Origin of the sequence: Methylobacterium sp. CB376, assembly GCF_029714205.1 — a bacterium.
In the GTDB taxonomy this organism is placed as follows: domain Bacteria; phylum Pseudomonadota; class Alphaproteobacteria; order Rhizobiales; family Beijerinckiaceae; genus Methylobacterium.
This window is the reverse complement of sequence record NZ_CP121648.1, coordinates 5,500,127-5,514,594: the sequence shown is the minus strand read 5'-3', so window position 1 is coordinate 5,514,594 and position 14,468 is coordinate 5,500,127. Positions and strand designations below refer to the sequence as shown.

Here is a 14,468-nt window from a genome sequence, read left to right as displayed (position 1 = left end):
CATGGACCTCGAGACCAGGCTCTCGGCCGCGATGGCGGCGGCGCAGGGGGGCGACGCCGCCGCCTACCGGGTGCTCCTGCGCGACTGCGTGCCGGTCATCGCCGCGGCCGCGCGGGGCCAGGGCGTGCGCGGGGACGCGGTGGACGACGTGGTCCAGGACGCGCTCCTCACGGTGCACCGGGCCCGCGCCACCTACGATCCGGCCCGGCCCTTCCTGCCCTGGCTGCGCGCCATCGCCCAGCGCCGCGCCATCGACCTCGTGCGTCGGACGGGCCGCCGCCCGCAGGAGGTGCACGACCCGCTCGCCTACGAGGCCGAGAGCGACGGGGGACCGCTCCCCGGCGAGGCCATCGAGCGCCGCCAGCGCGAGGCGCGCCTCGCCCGCGCGGTCGCGGCGCTGCCGGAGGGCCAGCGACAGGCCGTCGAGCAGCTCTCCCTGCGCGAGCGCTCCCTCGCCGAGGCCGCGGCCGCGACCGGCCGCAGCAAGGGGGCGCTCAAGGTGAACCTGCACCGGGCGCTGAAATCCTTGCGCGCCGCGCTCGCGCCCGACAGGGAGGACGGCCATGTCTGACGCCCCTGCCCACGAGATCCTGGTCGAGGCGCTCGCCCGCGACCTCAGGCCCGTCCGCCCGCTGCCCAGCCCGCTCCGCCGGGGTCTCGCCTGGTGCGCCGCCGCGCTCGGCCTCGCCCTGCTGACGCTGCCCTTCGTCGACGTGCAGGCCCTGCGGCTGCGCATGGGCGTGCCGGACCTCGCCCTCGCCGCCCTCGGCGCCGTGCTCACCGCCGCGGCCGCGGCGTTCGCCGCCTTCTGCACCAGCGTGCCCGGCCGCTCGCCGCGCTGGGCGCTGCTGCCCCTGCCGCCCGCCGCGCTCTGGCTCGCGGCGAGCGGCCTCGGCTGCCTGCGGGCCTGGATCGCCCCCGGGACGGACCTGCCGGATGCCGGGGAGATGCGCGGCTGCGCGGTCTTCCTGGTCGCGGTCTCGCTGCCGCTCTCCCTCCTCCTCGCGGCGATGCTGCGCCGGGCCTGCCCGCTGCGGCCGGTCCTCACTGCTGCCCTGGCGGGGCTCGCGGCGGCGGCGGCGGCGGCCGCGATCCTGGTCCTGTTCCACCCGCACGACGCGACCGGGACGGACCTCGCCGTGCACGCCGCCGCGGTCGCGGCGGTGATCGGCGCGAACGCGCTGGCGGGCGGGCGCCTGCTCGGCGGCGGGCGGGCGCCGCCGCCGCACGGCGGGGGCTAGAGCAGCACCCGATCACGTTGCAATCGGGTACTGCTCTAGGTCTTTGATCTTGCAGCATTTTCTGCGACGAACCGGCATCCACTTCGTCGGAAAATGCCCTAGGCGGAACGGAGACCTGCGCACCCGGCGCGGGCCCCGCGATGGGGTACCCCATCGATCCGGGAGATCGGGAGACGGCGATGAAACTCATCCTGGCGGCGACGCCCCTGACCGGACACGTCAACCCCCTGCTCGCGGTGGCGCGGATCGCGGCCGCCCGCGGGGACGAGGTGGTGGTGCTCACCTCCGCGGCGATGCGGGGGAGGGTGGAGGCGGCGGGTTTCCGCTGCGCGGCCTACGCGGACGACCACGCGCCCGAGTACCGCGAGACCTCGCTGCCGCCCGGGCCGGAGCGCGGCCGGCGGGAATTCGAGCGGCGCTTCATCGACAGCATGCCGGGCCAGGCCAAGGCCCTGCGCGCGCTGATCGCGGCCGAGCGGCCGGACGCGGTGGTGGCCGGGAGCCTGTTCCTCGGCGTGCTGCCGCTCCTCCTCGACCGCCGGGAGCGGCCGCCGGTGGTGACCTGCAACATCAGCTTCCTGTTCCTCGACCGACCGGACGGCGCGCCGCTCGGCCCCGGCCTGCCCCCGGCGCGGGACGAGGCCGAGCGGGCGCTCTACGCGGCGATCCGGGCGCAGGTCGACCGCGCCTTCACGGGCCCGGTCCGCGCCGCGGCGGACGCGGCGCTCGCCCGGATGGGACTGCCGGGGCTGCCGGCCTCGCTGACCCACTCGATCCTCACCCTGCCGGACGCGGTCATCCAGCTGACGATCCCGGATTTCGAGTACGATTTCGCGCCGCTGCCGCCCTCGATCCGCTTCGTCGGCGCGCTGCCCCCGCCGCCGGTCTCCGGGCCTCGTCCGGCCTGGTGGTCCGACCTCGACGGCGCCTCGCGCGTCGTCCTGGTGACGCAGGGCACCCTCGCCAACGAGGATTTCGGCGAGCTGGTCGAGCCGACGCTGCGCGCCCTCGCCGACCGGGACGACGTGCTCGTGGTGGCGACGACCGGCGGGCGGCCCCTGGACGCGATCCGGGTCCCGCTGCCGGCCAATGCGCGGGCGGCGACCTTTCTGCCCTTCGCCGAGCTGATGCCGCGGGTCGATGCCCTCGTCACCAATGGCGGCTACGGCACGGTGCTGGCGGCCCTGCAGGCGGGGGTGCCGATCGTCTCGGCCGGGCTCACCGAGGACAAGGCCGAGGTCGGGGCGCGCGTCGGCTGGTCGGGGGCCGGGATCTTCCTGCGCGAGGAGGGCCCAAGTCCCGCTTCGGGCCCAAGTCCCGCTTCGGGCCCAAGTCCCGCTTCGGGCCCAAGTCCCGCTTCGAGCCAAAGTCCCGCTTCGGGCCAGGAGCCCGCTGCCCTGCGCCGGGCCGTCGACGCGGTGCTCGACGCGCCCGCCTACCGGGCGCGGGCGCGCGCCCTGGCGGCCTGCTTCGCCCGGTACGACACCGGGCGCGAGATCCTGGCGGTGCTCGACGGCGTCGCGGCGGGTGGGTGAGCCCGCCCCGGGCCTGCGCCGACCGGTGCCCGCAACGCCCCCGAGGACGGGCGGGGGGCGGCGCGCCTCGCCCTACACCGTGACCTGCGTGCCGACTTCGACCACGCGCCCGGTCGGGATCTGGAAGAAGTCGGTCGCGTCGTTGGCGTTGCGGGCGAGGGCGATGAAGATGCGGTCCTGCCAGAGCGGCATGCCGGATTGCGCGGCCGGCCGGATCGAGCGGCGGGACAGGAAGAACGACGTCGCCATGATGTCGAACTTGAAGCCCTGCTTGCGCAGCAGCGCCAGCCCTTTCGGGATGTTCGGCGATTCCATGTAGCCGAACTTCATCACCACCCGCCAGAAATGCGGGCCCATCGGCTCGATGCGGATCCGGTCGGCATCGGCGAGGCGCGGCAGGTCGATCGTCTTCACGGTGAGCACGACGTTCTTCTCGTGCAGCACCTTGTTGTGCTTGAGGTTGTGCAGCAAAGCCGCCGGGGCGGTCTCGGGGTCACTGGTCAGGAACACCGCCGTGCCCTTGACGTGGTGGGGCGGGCTCTTCTCCAGCATGCTGACCAGCTCGACCAATGGCACATCGGTCTTGCGGGTCTTGTTGAACAGGATCGTGACCCCGCGCACCCAGGTCCACATCAGCAGCAGCAGCACGCCGGCCAGCATCAGGGGCACGTAGCCGCCCTCGAAGACCTTGAGCAGGTTCGAGACCAGGAACATGATCTCGATGGCGATGAACGGCACCATGACGGCGCCGGCCGCCAGCGGCGACCAGTTCCAGAAGCGCCACAGGACCAGGAAGGCGAGGCTCGCCGTGATCAGCATCGTGCCGGTCACCGCGATGCCGTAGGCCGAGGCCAGGGCGCTCGACGAGCGGAACAGGAAGACCAGCACCACGACGCCGACCATCAGCAGCAGGTTGATCTGCGGCAGGAAGATCTGGCCGGAATGCGCCTCGGAGGTGTGGCGGATCTCCAGCCGCGGCAGCAGGCCGAGCTGCACCGCCTGGCGCGACAGCGAGAAGGCGCCGGTGATGACCGCCTGGCTGGCGATCACCGTGGCGGCGGTGGCGAGGATCACCATCGGCAGCAGCGCCCATTCCGGCACGAGCTGGAAGAAGGGGTCCGACGCGTCCGGGTAGGTCAGGACCAGGGCCGCCTGGCCCAGATAGTTGATGGCCAGGGACGGCCCCACCACCGCGCTCCAGGCGGCCTGGATCGGCCGGCGGCCGAAATGGCCGAGATCGGCGAAGAGCGCCTCGGCCCCCGTCACCGCCAGGAAGACTGCGCCGAGCACCACCAGGGCGCCGGCGCCGTGGCTGACCAGGTAGGTCGCCGCGTGCAGCGGGTTGAGGGCGAGCAGCACGTCCGGCCGGCGCAGGATGTGCGGCACCGCCGCCACCGCCATGGCGAGGAACCAGACCAGCGTGATCGGCCCGAAGAAGCTCGCCATCCGCCCGGTGCCGCGGCTCTGCACCAGGAAGAGCGGCACGATGATGGCGATCGTGATCGGCAGCACGTAGTGGTCGAAGGCCGGCGTGACGAGCTTCAGGCCCTCCACCGCCGAGAGCACCGAGATCGCCGGGGTGATGATGGCGTCGCCGTAGAACAGGGCGGCCCCGAGCAGCCCCAGCAGGAAGACGGTCCGCGAGCCGCCCAGCGCCTTGCGGGCGAGCGCCATCAGCGAGAGGATCCCGCCCTCGCCCTTGTTGTCCATGTGCAGAAGCAGCAGGACGTACTTGATGGTGACGATCAGGATCAGCGCCCAGAGCAGCAGCGAGACGGTGCCCAGCACCTCCTCCTGGCTCAGCACCCCGTCGGCGCGGCCGGGGGCCAGGGCCTCCCGGAAGGCGTAGAGCGGGCTCGTGCCGATGTCGCCGTAGACGACGCCGATCGAGCCAATGAACAGCGTCCAGAACTTCGCGTGGGTCGCGACGTGGCCCTCGGGCTCATCGACGCTGCCGGCGGGGTGGGCGGACCGCCGCTCGGCGGGGTCAGGGATTCGGGCGGGGCGCCGGGGCGCCCACCCGCGGGTGCGGCTGACTGCGTCATAGCTGATCGAGGGTCCGCCCGCGAGCGGCAGGGGCCGCCGGGCATGGGTCAGGGCCATTCGGCGGCACGAGGCCTTTGGGGGCCGGGCGCGTGGCGAACCCGGCCTCGAAATCGCCCGGATCATAGCATGCGGCTGTGCACATGCCTAGCTTTCCGCCCCGTCCGCGCGTTGCGCCGCCGGGGCGGCGCAAGGTTACTCCGCCGCGCTCCGCCGGCCCTGGCCGAATCGGCGCTCAATGTAGTCGATGACGATGGTTTCGAAATCCTTGGCAAGGGTGGCCCCGCGCAAGGTCATCGCCTTCTTGCCGTCGATGAAGACGGGGGCGGAGGGGCTCTCGCCGGTTCCCGGCAACGAGATGCCGATGTCGGCGTGCTTCGATTCGCCCGGGCCGTTCACGATGCAGCCCATCACCGCCACGTTCAGGGTCTCGACGCCCGGATAGGTCTTGCGCCATTCCGGCATCGAGGTCGCGATCCAGTTCTGGATGTCGCGGGCGAGTTCCTGGAACACCGTCGAGGTGGTGCGCCCGCAGCCCGGGCAGGCGGCGACGAGGGGCACGAAGGTGCGGAAGCCCATCGTCTGGAGCAGTTCCTGGGCGGCCTTCACCTCCACGGTGCGGTCGCCGCCGGGCTCCGGGGTGAGCGAGTAGCGGATCGTGTCGCCGATGCCCTCCTGCAGGAGCACGCCCATGGCGGCCGAGGCCGCGACGATGCCCTTGGTGCCCATGCCGGCCTCGGTCAGGCCGAGGTGGATCGCGTAGTCCGAGCGGCGGGCGACCTCGCGGTAGACCGCGATCAGGTCCTGCACCGCCGAGACCTTGGCGGAGAGCACGATGCGGTCCTTCGGCAGGCCGATCTCGACCGCCCGGTCGGCGGAGAGGAGGGCGGACTGCACCATGGCCTCGCGCATCACCGCGCGGGCATCGACCGGTCGCTCGCTGCGGGCGTTCTCGTCCATCAGGCGGGTGAGGAGCGCCTCGTCGAGGGAGCCCCAGTTCGCGCCGATGCGCACGGCCTTGCCGTACCGGGCCGCCATCTCGACGATGGTCGAGAACTGGAGGTCCTTCTTCTCCTTGAAGCCGACGTTGCCCGGATTGATCCGGTACTTGGCGAGCGCCTCGGCGCAGGCCGGGTGGTCGGAGAGGAGCTTGTGGCCGATGTAGTGGAAGTCGCCGACGAGGGGCACGTGGACGCCGATGCGGTCCAGGCGCTCGCGGATCTTCGGCACCGCGGCGGCGGCCTCGTCGCGGTCGACGGTGATGCGCACGATCTCGGAGCCGGCGCGGGCGAGCGCGGCGACCTGCGCCACGGTGGCGTCGATGTCCGCCGTGTCGGTGTTCGTCATCGACTGGACGACGATGGGCGCGCCGCCGCCGATCGTGACGGCGCCCTCGCCCTCGCCGATCCGCACGCCGACGGTGCCGTGCCGGGGCGCCGGGCCTGCGATCTCGGGCGCGGCGGAAGCTTCCATGGGTTGCATCGGATCCCTCGTGCCGGGCGGTTCCCGCTCCGGCGTCAAGCGGTTTAGCTGATCCTGCGCGCGGCCGGCGTCAAGTCTGTGACGGCGCGCACGCCTCATCCTCCCGGCCGCGCGAGGCCCGCCCGGGCAGATGGCCCCGAGAGGCCCGCCCGCTTCATGACCTATCGCCCCTCTCCTGTCGAGGCGCCGACCGGGCGGGAGGCTTGCGCCGCCTGTGCATCGCACCATCTTGTATTGCAGCGCAACAATCGGTGGCAGGCCATGACCGACACGCTCGACAGAACCCGCCTCTCCGTCGCCTCCGCCGGCGCCGCCGGCGCCGCCTCCGCCGGCCCCGTCGGGGCCGATCCGGTCGGCGTCGAGGCCGCCCGCGATCCCGGGAGCCGCCCGGACGCGTCGCCCGGCCGGCGCCTCGCGGGGCCGCGGGCCGAGAAGGGCATCGCCCTCGCCCTGCAGGGCGGCGGCGCCCACGGCGCCTTCACGTGGGGCGTGCTCGACGCCCTGATCGAGGACGGCCGCCTCGCCTTCGAGGCGATCACCGGGGCGAGCGCCGGGGCGATGAACGCCGTGGTGATGACGCATGGCTGGCTGAAGGACGGGCCCGAGGGCGCGCGGGCGCAGCTCGAAGCCTTCTGGCGGGAGGTGAGCCTCGACGGCGACCTGCCGCACAGCCAGCAGCGCGCCTTCGACGGCATGCTGCGCCTGTGGCGGCGCACCCCGCTCGCCGAGGTCTGGGCGAGCCTCGCCAGCCCCTACGCGGCCAATCCGCTCAACATCAACCCGCTCAAGCGGGCGCTGACCGACACGGTGGATTTCGAGGCGCTGCGCCGCGAGAACGCGCCGCCGCTCTTCATCTCGGCCACCAATGTCTGGACGGGCAAGATCGCGGTCTTCGAGGGCCGCGACCTGACGGCCGACCACGTCATGGCCTCGGCCTGCCTGCCGACCGTGTTCCAGGCGGTGGAGATCGACGGCGTGCCCTACTGGGACGGGGGCTATCTCGGCAACCCGCCCCTCTACCCCCTCTATCACGGGGCCGAGACCCGCGACATCCTGCTGATCCAGATCAACCCGGTCGAGCGGCGCGAGACGCCGCGCACGCCCCAGGAGATACGCGACCGCCTGAACGAGATCACCTTCAACGGCAATCTCCTGCGGGAATTGCGGGCGATCGACTTCGTGCAGGGATTGGTCGACGAGGGGGCGCTGGCGACCGAGGGCTACCGGCCGCTGCGGCTGCACCGGATCGACGGCAGCGGCGAACTCGACGACTACACCGCGGCGACGAAGCTCAAGGCGCAGTGGCCGTTCCTCTTGCGCCTGCGCGACGCCGGGCGCGCGGCCGCGCGGGCGTGGCTCGACCAGCATTTCGACGCGGTCGGGCGCGAGAGCAGCCTCGACCTGCGCGCCATGTACGGGTGATCCGGTTGATCGCAGCGGATCCCGGATCACGAGCCCGCGCGGCGCCCGAGCGCGGCGCCTGAGCGCAGCCGACATCCGCATGGCGACGCAATCCGTCGGATGTCGAATGACTCGCCTCGTCCCGACGGCCCCGGATGTCGACGCACCGGGCCGTCGGCCCTCTCGCATGCGCGACACGAGCCATCGGCTCGGCGAGACACGTTCACCTTGGCGGCGATTCGAGACCGGAGCCGACGGCCGACGGACACGGCCGTCGGCGTCAGGCGCCGTCCGGCGCGAAGCGCCACACCCCGGTGCGCTTGATCTCGGCATCCTCCAGGGCGCGGCTCACCGGCACCGCGTAGGTGGCGAGCCTGTCGAGCCGCGCCGCCGGCAGGTAGGCCCGGCCCGGATCCCCCAGGAGGACGCGGGCCCCCCTCGCCTGCAGGGCGGCGAGCCAGTCGCCGACCCGGGCCGCGAGGTCGCGCTCGTAGAAGATGTCGGCGGCGAGCACGCAGTCCCAGCCCTCGTCGCGGCCGATGAGGTCGCCGGCGACGGCCCGGACCCGGTCGGCGACGCCGTTCTCGGCGGCGTTGAGGCCGATCGCCGCCAGCGCGAAGGGATCGAGGTCGCTCGCCTCGACGGCGGCGGCGGCCGCGCGCGCGGCCGCGATGGAGACGAGGCCGGAGCCGGAGGCGAAGTCGAGCACCCGGGCGCCCCGCACCGTCTCGGGGTGATCGAGGACGTAGCGGGCAAGCCCCTGGCCCCCCGCCCAGGCGAAGGCCCAGAAGGGCGGGGGCAGGCCGATCTCGCCCAGCTCCTCCTCGGTGCGGCTCCACAGCTCCGTGGCCTCGTCGGCGACGTGGAGGCGGATCTCCGGCGCGTGCGGCACCGGCCGCAGGGCGGTGTTGGCCCGGATGAAGCGCAGCGGCTCGCGCAGGGCGGACGCCTCCGGATCCGGGACGGGGCGCGGCGTCACGCGAGCATCGCGGCGTGGAGGCGGGCGACCGCCGAGGCCACCGCCTCCTCGGTGAAGCCGCCCTCGAGGATGCGCCGGCGCGCGGCCTCGCCCATGGCGGCGACCCGCGCCGGGTCGGCGGCGAGGCGCGCCAGGGCGGCCGCGAGGGCGGCGGGGTCGTCCGGCGGGACGAGCCGGCCCTCGATCCCGTCGCGCACGAGGGTGCGGCAGCCCGGCACGTCCGTGGTGACGATGGCCCGGCCGCAGGAGGCGGCTTCGAGCAGGGTGCGGGGCAGGCCCTCGCCGCCGCGGGAGGGCAGGCAGCCGACCTGCGCGGCCGCGTAGGCGCCGGCCGCGTCCGCGGTCGGCCCGTGCCACGCCACGCCGTCGCCGGCCCAGCCCCGCAGGGTCGCCTCCGGGATCGCCCGGCGGTTCGAGGGGTCGGGCGCCCCGTAGAGGGCGAGTTCGACCGGCGCGCCGCCGGCGCGGGCGAGGCGCACGGCCTCCACGGCGGTGTCGACGCCCTTCGACCACAGCATGCGGGCGACGAGGGCGACCCGCAGGGGCGGCAGGGGCGGCAGCGGCGTCGGCGCGAAGGCCCGCGGATCGACCCCGGCGCCGCCCACCAGGGTGACGCGGCTCTCGGCCGGGTCGAGGCCGAGGAGCGCCGCGTCGTCGGGATTCTCCACGAGGTAGCGGGTCGCCCGGGTCTCCAGCGGCCCGCGGATCAGGTGGCGCAGCGCCCCCCGGGCGAGGCGCGCGGCGCGGTCCTGCCGGGCGCCCAGGAGGCCGAGCCCGGTGAGCGCGTAGACGCGCCGGGGGATGCCGGCGAGGGCGGCGGCGGCGCCGCCCACCAGGATGCCGCGCAGCGCGACGCAGTGCACGAGGTCGGCCCGCAGGGCCTTCAGCAGCGCGGCGAGCTGGCCTGCGGCGTAGCCCGCGCTCATCGGGTTCAGGCTCGACCGCTCGGCCTCCAGGGCCACCACCTGGGCGCCCGCGGCCTCGATCGCGCCGCGATGGTCGCGCACCCGCGTCACCACCGCGACCCGGTGCCCGGCCGCGACGGCGGCCCGGGCCATGGGCAGGAAGTGCGAGGCGAAGAACCAATCCTCCGTGACGACGAACGCGATGGTCTTCTGGCCTTCGGCTGCGGTCACGCGGCTCTCCTGCTCTCGCCCGCCTCCCTAACCCGGAGGACCGCCGGGGGAAACCGCCGGCGGGCCGGAAGGTCGGACGGGACGCCTCGCCCGCGCGCCGGCGCGCGGCGGGTCGCCGCGAGGCTGCGGCGGCATCCTGCCCGCCCCGACCATCCCGCCGCAGGAACCCGCCGCGGCACGCCACGGTTGAGCATCCACCCGTTGCGTCCTGCCGAGCGAGGCCCCGCATGCCGTCGGATCCCGAGACCGCGCCGTCCGCGCCGGAGGGTCGCGCCGACCCGCGCGAGGCCGCCCGCGAGATCGGGCTGCGCTACGTCAGCGACGAGGAGCCCGGCTATCGCCGCAAGCGCAACGGGCGCGGCTTCCGCTACATCGACCCGGACGGCCGGCCGGTCCGCGACGAGGCGGTGCTCAAGCGCATCAGGGCCCTGGCGATCCCGCCGGCCTACACGGATGTCTGGATCTGCCGGCATCCCAACGGGCACATCCAGGCGACGGGGCGGGACGATCGCGGCCGCAAGCAGTACCGCTACCATCCGCAGTTCCGGGAGGCGCGGGACTCGACCAAGTTCGCCCACATGATGGACTTCGCGCGGGCGCTGCCGGCCCTGCGGGCGCGGGTGCAGGAGGATATGGGCCGGCGGGGCCTGCCGCGGGAGAAGGTGCTCGCCACGGTGGTCCACCTGCTGGAGACCACGCTGATCCGGGTCGGGAACGACGATTACGCCCGCGCCAACCGCTCCTTCGGGCTCACGACCCTGCGCGACCCGCACGTGAACGTCGAGGGCGCGGAGCTGAAATTCCGCTTCAAGGGCAAGAGCGGCAAGGTCTGGCAGCTGGCCCTGCGCGACCGGCGCGTGGCCAAGATCGTGAAGGCCTGCCAGGACCTGCCGGGCCAGGAGCTGTTCCAGTACCTCGACGAGGACGGGGTGCAGCGCGACGTGACCTCGGCCGACGTCAACGCCTACCTGCGGGAGATCACCGGCCGGGACATCACCGCCAAGGATTTCCGCACCTGGTCGGGCACGGTGCTGGCGGCCCTGGCGCTGCGGGAATTCGAGACCTTCGACAGCCAGGCGGCGGCCAAGCGCAACGTGCGCAGCGCCATCGAGCGGGTGGCCGAGCGGCTCGGCAACACGCCGACGATCTGCCGCAAGTGCTACATCCACCCGGAGATCCTCGGCTCCTACCTCGAAGGGAGCTTCCTGCTGCGGGCGCGCGACGAGATCGAGGCGGAGCTGCGGGAGGACATCCACCGGCTGCGGCCGGAGGAGACCGCCGTGCTGGCTCTGCTCCAGGGGCGGCTGGCGGCGGACGCGCCCGCCGAGGGGCCCGCGGCGCAGAGGAGTCGCAAGGGAGCGGGCAGGACCCGCGCGGCTGCCCGCCGGGCGGCCTGACGGGCCGCTCCGGCCATTCCGCGGCGGCCCCGCCTCAATGGGGGGCCGCCGCGTGGGACGAGCTGCCGTGGCGCGCGCTGCGGCCCGCCACGGCCGGCCGATGGCTCGACGGCTCGGTGTCGATCACCGGCGCGAGGCCCATCTGCCGGGCGAGCTGGACGAGGTCCTTGAGCCGCCCGGTCTTGGTCTTGCGGCGCAGGTTGAGGCGATGCGTCTCGACGGTGCGCACGCTCACGGTGAGGCGGCGCGCCACCTCCTTGTTGCTGAACCCGGCGCTGAGGAAGCGCAGCACCTCGGCCTCCCGGGGGGTGAGGCCGAGGCTCGCGGCCACCTCCTCGGTCCCGACCGCCTCCGGGACCGCGCCGCCGAGCGGCATGCCGTGGGCGAGGGCCAGGATCGCGGCGCAGATCTCCCGCGGCGAGGCCGAGCGCGCCACGAAGGCGTCGGCGCCCGACGCGGCGAGCTGGGTCAGGGTCGCCGCGTCGGCGGCCAGGAAGGCGACCAGCACCTTCAGGCGCGGGTGGCGCTCCCGCAGCGCCGCGACGGCGCTCGCGCTCCGCGCGGAGAAGACGAGGGCGACGCCGTCGAGCAGCAGGCCCCCGGAGCCCGCGCGCAGGCCGGATTCATCCAGCGTCCGAAGCTCGGGATGATGTTCCAGCGTTGCGCGGAAGGCCGCCCCGAGATCCGGCGGCTCGTCGATGATCAGCACATTCACGGCGTCACTCATGCCGTTCTGCCTCCGTCTCGGCGCGGCACACGCGCCTGGTTGACGGAGTGTGATGATCAAGCGGCGTTCCAACCGCGGCGCGGCGGACCGCGCCGCACGGAGACTCAAGGGAAATTGTCGGTTGCTATGGTTTACGCGCGACCCGCGAGGCCGGTTCTGTCCGGCGAAGTCGGGCTCGCATGCGGGAACGTTCCGGGATGGGCGCCCGGCACCTGTGCCAGTTCGGAACGGACGGGCGGTGACCGCGCCCTCGATAGGCGCTCACCGGGGGGCGGCGCTATCGTGGGCGTTTACCGAGGGGCCTCAGCCCGCGCGGGCGAGGACGAGGTCCGTGAAGGCGGAGACCACGCGGTTGCGCCCGGTCGCCTTCGCCTCGTAGAGGGCAATGTCGGCCCGCTTGTGCAGGCCCTCGATCGTCTCGCCCTCCGACCACGCGCTCACCCCGAAGCTGCAGCTGAGCTGGACCGGGCCGTGCCGGCCCTTGAAGCGCAGCTGCGTGCAGCGCAGCCGCAGGCGGTTGGCGATGGCCTCGGCCTCCTCCAGGCTCCGGCCCGGGAGGGCGACGCCGAATTCCTCGCCGCCGAGGCGCCCGACGAGCGAGTCCGGCACCTCCGAGAGGGCGGTCGCCACGCCCTGGATGGCGACGTCGCCGAGGGCGTGGCCGTGCTCGTCGTTGATGCGCTTGAAATTGTCGATGTCCGCGACGACGAGGGCGAGCTTGCCATGGTTGCCCGCGCGCCCGGCGATCTCGGCCACCCGCTGCACGAAGGCGCGGCGGTTCAGGAGTTCCGTGAGCGAGTCGGTCTCGGCGAGGCGGATCAGCTCGCGCTGCATCCGGGTCACGCGCTCGGCGGCCCGCAGCCGGGCGTAGAGCTCCTCGCCGCCCGGGGGCTTGTCGATGAAGTCGTCGGCGCCGCTGTCGAGCACCTCGGCGAGGTTGCGGGCGTTGCGGGCCGAGGACATCGCGATGATGTAGAGGGGGCGGTGCGCCTCCGCCAGCAGGCGGGCCGACCAGCACAGTTCGAGCCCGGTCAGCGGCCGCACCTCCAGGCTGGTGATCAGCGCCGTGACGGCTTCGTTGGCGGTCACGTAGTCGAGCGCCTCGCGCGAATCCGTGAAGGTGTTCACGGTGTGGCCGCGCGGGTCGAGCAGCCCGCCGATCACCTTCAGCACGACCCGGCTCGGATCGACGACGACGATGTGCATGACGTCCCCTGCGCGATGGCCCGTCCGGGGCGCGGGCGGGTAGTTCTCAGTCCGCCGCACCATCGCGCAGGTTGATTAACGCCGTCTCAAGACGAGCGGGCCGGGGCGACCCAAGGGGGGATGGCCTCCGGCCCCGGTTTCACCGGTCAGTACTGCCAGAAGATGCGCTGCAGCTCCTTGCTGTCACTGGTGCGCGTGAGGGCGACGGCGGCCAGGATCTTTGCCTTTTGCGGATTGAGGTCGTGGGCGACGACCCAGTCGTAGCGGTCGTCGGGCTGCTCGGCGTTGCGCAGGACGAACCCGTCGCCGACCCGCGACGAGCGGATGATCACCGTGCCGCGCTGGCGCAGGTCCCTGAGGGTGTCGACGAGGTAGCCGGCCACCGAGCCGTTGCCGGTGCCCGCGTGGATGATCGCCTTGGCGCCCGCCTGCACGGCCGCCGCGTAGGGGGCGGGGTTCATGTTGCCCGCGCCGTACACGATCGCCACCTCGGGCAGCGCGTCGATCGCCGCGATGTCGAATTCCGAGCTGGTGCCGTGCCGCTTCACCGGGGCGCGGAAATAGTAGGTCCTGCCCTCGACCACCATGCCGAGCGGCCCCCACTGGCTGGAGAAGGCGCTCGGCTTGATGTTGACGCGCTTCGTCACGTCGCGGCCGGCCTGGATCTCGTCGTTCATGGTGACGAGGACGCCCTTGCCGCGGGAATCCGGCGAGGCCGCCGTGGCGACCGCGTCCATGAGGTTGAGGGCGCCGTCGGCCGAGAGGGCGGTCGAGGGCCGCATCGAGCCCACCACCACGATCGGCTTGTCGGTCGGCACGACGAGGTCGAGGAAGTAGGCGGTCTCCTCCAGGGTGTCGGTGCCGTGGGTAACGACGACGCCGTCGACGTCGTCCCGCTTCACGAGGTCGGCCACGCGCTTGGCGAGGGTGACGAGCTGCGCGTTGGTGAAGCTCTCGGAGGCGATCTGGAAGACCTGCTCGCCCCGCACGGCGGCGACTTCGCCGAGCGCCGGCACGGCGGCGATGAGCTTGTCCACCGGCACCTTGGCGGCCTGGTAGGTGGCGCTGTTGCTGGCATCGGCGCCCGCCCCGGCGATGGTGCCGCCGGTGGCCAGGATCACGATGCTCGCCTTGCGGGCGGCGGAAGGGGCGGCCGCCTCGGGCTGCGGCGCTTCGAGGGCCAGCGCGGGGGCGGCGAGGGGCAGGGCGCCGAGCAGGAGCGCGGCGAGGCACCGGCGGAGGGGGCGTGGGGCATCGGGGCGATCTTCCGTTTGGGACCGGGAGCGGCCTTGCGGCGCGCCGGCCACCATAGCGGCCCCCG

The 14,468-nt window shown here is 73.7% G+C and carries 11 protein-coding genes and 1 pseudogene; 5 read left to right on the top strand and 7 right to left on the bottom strand.

Translation table 11 applies throughout. The annotated features are described in order from the left end of the window. Position 1 precedes the first annotated feature (1 nt). From QA634_RS25400 to QA634_RS25390, 3 genes are all read left to right on the top strand, one after another. On the top strand, positions 2–571 hold the full coding sequence (locus QA634_RS25400; RefSeq protein ID WP_012334767.1) for a sigma-70 family RNA polymerase sigma factor: 570 nt from the start codon (positions 2–4) through the stop codon (positions 569–571). Then, positions 564–1,241, top strand: a complete 678-nt coding sequence (locus QA634_RS25395) for an NrsF family protein (protein ID WP_012334766.1) — start codon at positions 564–566, stop codon at positions 1,239–1,241. The genes QA634_RS25400 and QA634_RS25395 overlap by 8 nt, the downstream gene beginning before the upstream one ends. Before the next feature lie 179 nt (positions 1,242–1,420). Then, the gene (locus QA634_RS25390; protein ID WP_012334765.1) at positions 1,421–2,776 is read left to right on the top strand and encodes a glycosyltransferase; all 1,356 of its coding nucleotides are present in this window, start codon (positions 1,421–1,423) and stop codon (positions 2,774–2,776) included. A 72-nt stretch (positions 2,777–2,848) separates the two neighbouring features. Here the strand turns inward: QA634_RS25390 and QA634_RS25385 are convergent. Together QA634_RS25385 and ispG are read right to left on the bottom strand one after the other, a co-directional pair. Then, a pseudogene (locus QA634_RS25385) lies at positions 2,849–4,821 on the bottom strand (potassium transporter Kup). A gap of 193 nt (positions 4,822–5,014) precedes the next feature. After that, positions 5,015–6,301: a flavodoxin-dependent (E)-4-hydroxy-3-methylbut-2-enyl-diphosphate synthase gene (gene ispG, locus QA634_RS25380; RefSeq protein ID WP_012334763.1), complete on the bottom strand. Its 1,287-nt coding sequence runs from the start codon at positions 6,299–6,301 to the stop codon at positions 5,015–5,017. A 261-nt stretch (positions 6,302–6,562) separates the two neighbouring features. Here ispG and QA634_RS25375 point away from each other — a divergent pair, with 261 nt between their 5' ends. Further along, positions 6,563–7,723, top strand: coding sequence for a patatin-like phospholipase family protein (locus QA634_RS25375; RefSeq protein ID WP_012334762.1), 1,161 nt, complete (start codon positions 6,563–6,565; stop codon positions 7,721–7,723). 259 nt (positions 7,724–7,982) lie between these two features. On the opposite strand, the gene QA634_RS25370 is transcribed toward QA634_RS25375, so the two are convergent. Both QA634_RS25370 and QA634_RS25365 read right to left on the bottom strand, forming a co-directional pair. Next, positions 7,983–8,681, bottom strand: coding sequence for a class I SAM-dependent methyltransferase (locus QA634_RS25370; protein ID WP_012334761.1), 699 nt, complete (start codon positions 8,679–8,681; stop codon positions 7,983–7,985). Next, on the bottom strand, positions 8,678–9,817 hold the full coding sequence (locus QA634_RS25365; RefSeq protein WP_012334760.1) for a glycosyltransferase: 1,140 nt from the start codon (positions 9,815–9,817) through the stop codon (positions 8,678–8,680). The genes QA634_RS25370 and QA634_RS25365 overlap by 4 nt, the downstream gene beginning before the upstream one ends. Before the next feature lie 227 nt (positions 9,818–10,044). On the opposite strand from QA634_RS25365, the gene QA634_RS25360 reads away from it, so the two are divergent. After that, positions 10,045–11,214, top strand: coding sequence for a DNA topoisomerase IB (locus tag QA634_RS25360; RefSeq protein WP_012334759.1), 1,170 nt, complete (start codon positions 10,045–10,047; stop codon positions 11,212–11,214). A gap of 34 nt (positions 11,215–11,248) precedes the next feature. On the opposite strand, the gene QA634_RS25355 is transcribed toward QA634_RS25360, so the two are convergent. The 3 genes from QA634_RS25355 to QA634_RS25345 form a co-directional block, all read right to left on the bottom strand. Continuing rightward, a complete protein-coding gene (locus QA634_RS25355; protein WP_012334758.1) occupies positions 11,249–11,941 on the bottom strand; it encodes a response regulator transcription factor in 693 nt (230 codons plus the stop codon). Positions 11,942–12,244: 303 nt separating this feature from the next. Beyond that, positions 12,245–13,147, bottom strand: a complete 903-nt coding sequence (locus tag QA634_RS25350) for a GGDEF domain-containing protein (RefSeq protein WP_012334757.1) — start codon at positions 13,145–13,147, stop codon at positions 12,245–12,247. 146 nt (positions 13,148–13,293) lie between these two features. After that, positions 13,294–14,457 (bottom strand): asparaginase, encoded by a 1,164-nt coding sequence (locus QA634_RS25345; protein ID WP_283026847.1) that lies wholly within the window; start codon positions 14,455–14,457, stop codon positions 13,294–13,296. Between the last annotated feature and the right edge of the window lie 11 nt (positions 14,458–14,468).

Coding starts and splice junctions, on each gene's coding strand:
- QA634_RS25350 (WP_012334757.1), bottom strand. CDS start 13,147: ATGCACATCGTCGTCGTCGATCCGAGCCGGGTCGTGCTGAAGGTGATC.
- QA634_RS25360 (WP_012334759.1), top strand. CDS start 10,045: ATGCCGTCGGATCCCGAGACCGCGCCGTCCGCGCCGGAGGGTCGCGCC.
- QA634_RS25375 (WP_012334762.1), top strand. CDS start 6,563: ATGACCGACACGCTCGACAGAACCCGCCTCTCCGTCGCCTCCGCCGGC.
- QA634_RS25395 (WP_012334766.1), top strand. CDS start 564: ATGTCTGACGCCCCTGCCCACGAGATCCTGGTCGAGGCGCTCGCCCGC.
- QA634_RS25390 (WP_012334765.1), top strand. CDS start 1,421: ATGAAACTCATCCTGGCGGCGACGCCCCTGACCGGACACGTCAACCCC.
- ispG (WP_012334763.1), bottom strand. CDS start 6,301: ATGCAACCCATGGAAGCTTCCGCCGCGCCCGAGATCGCAGGCCCGGCG.
- QA634_RS25345 (WP_283026847.1), bottom strand. CDS start 14,457: ATGGTGGCCGGCGCGCCGCAAGGCCGCTCCCGGTCCCAAACGGAAGAT.
- QA634_RS25355 (WP_012334758.1), bottom strand. CDS start 11,941: ATGAGTGACGCCGTGAATGTGCTGATCATCGACGAGCCGCCGGATCTC.
- QA634_RS25400 (WP_012334767.1), top strand. CDS start 2: ATGGACCTCGAGACCAGGCTCTCGGCCGCGATGGCGGCGGCGCAGGGG.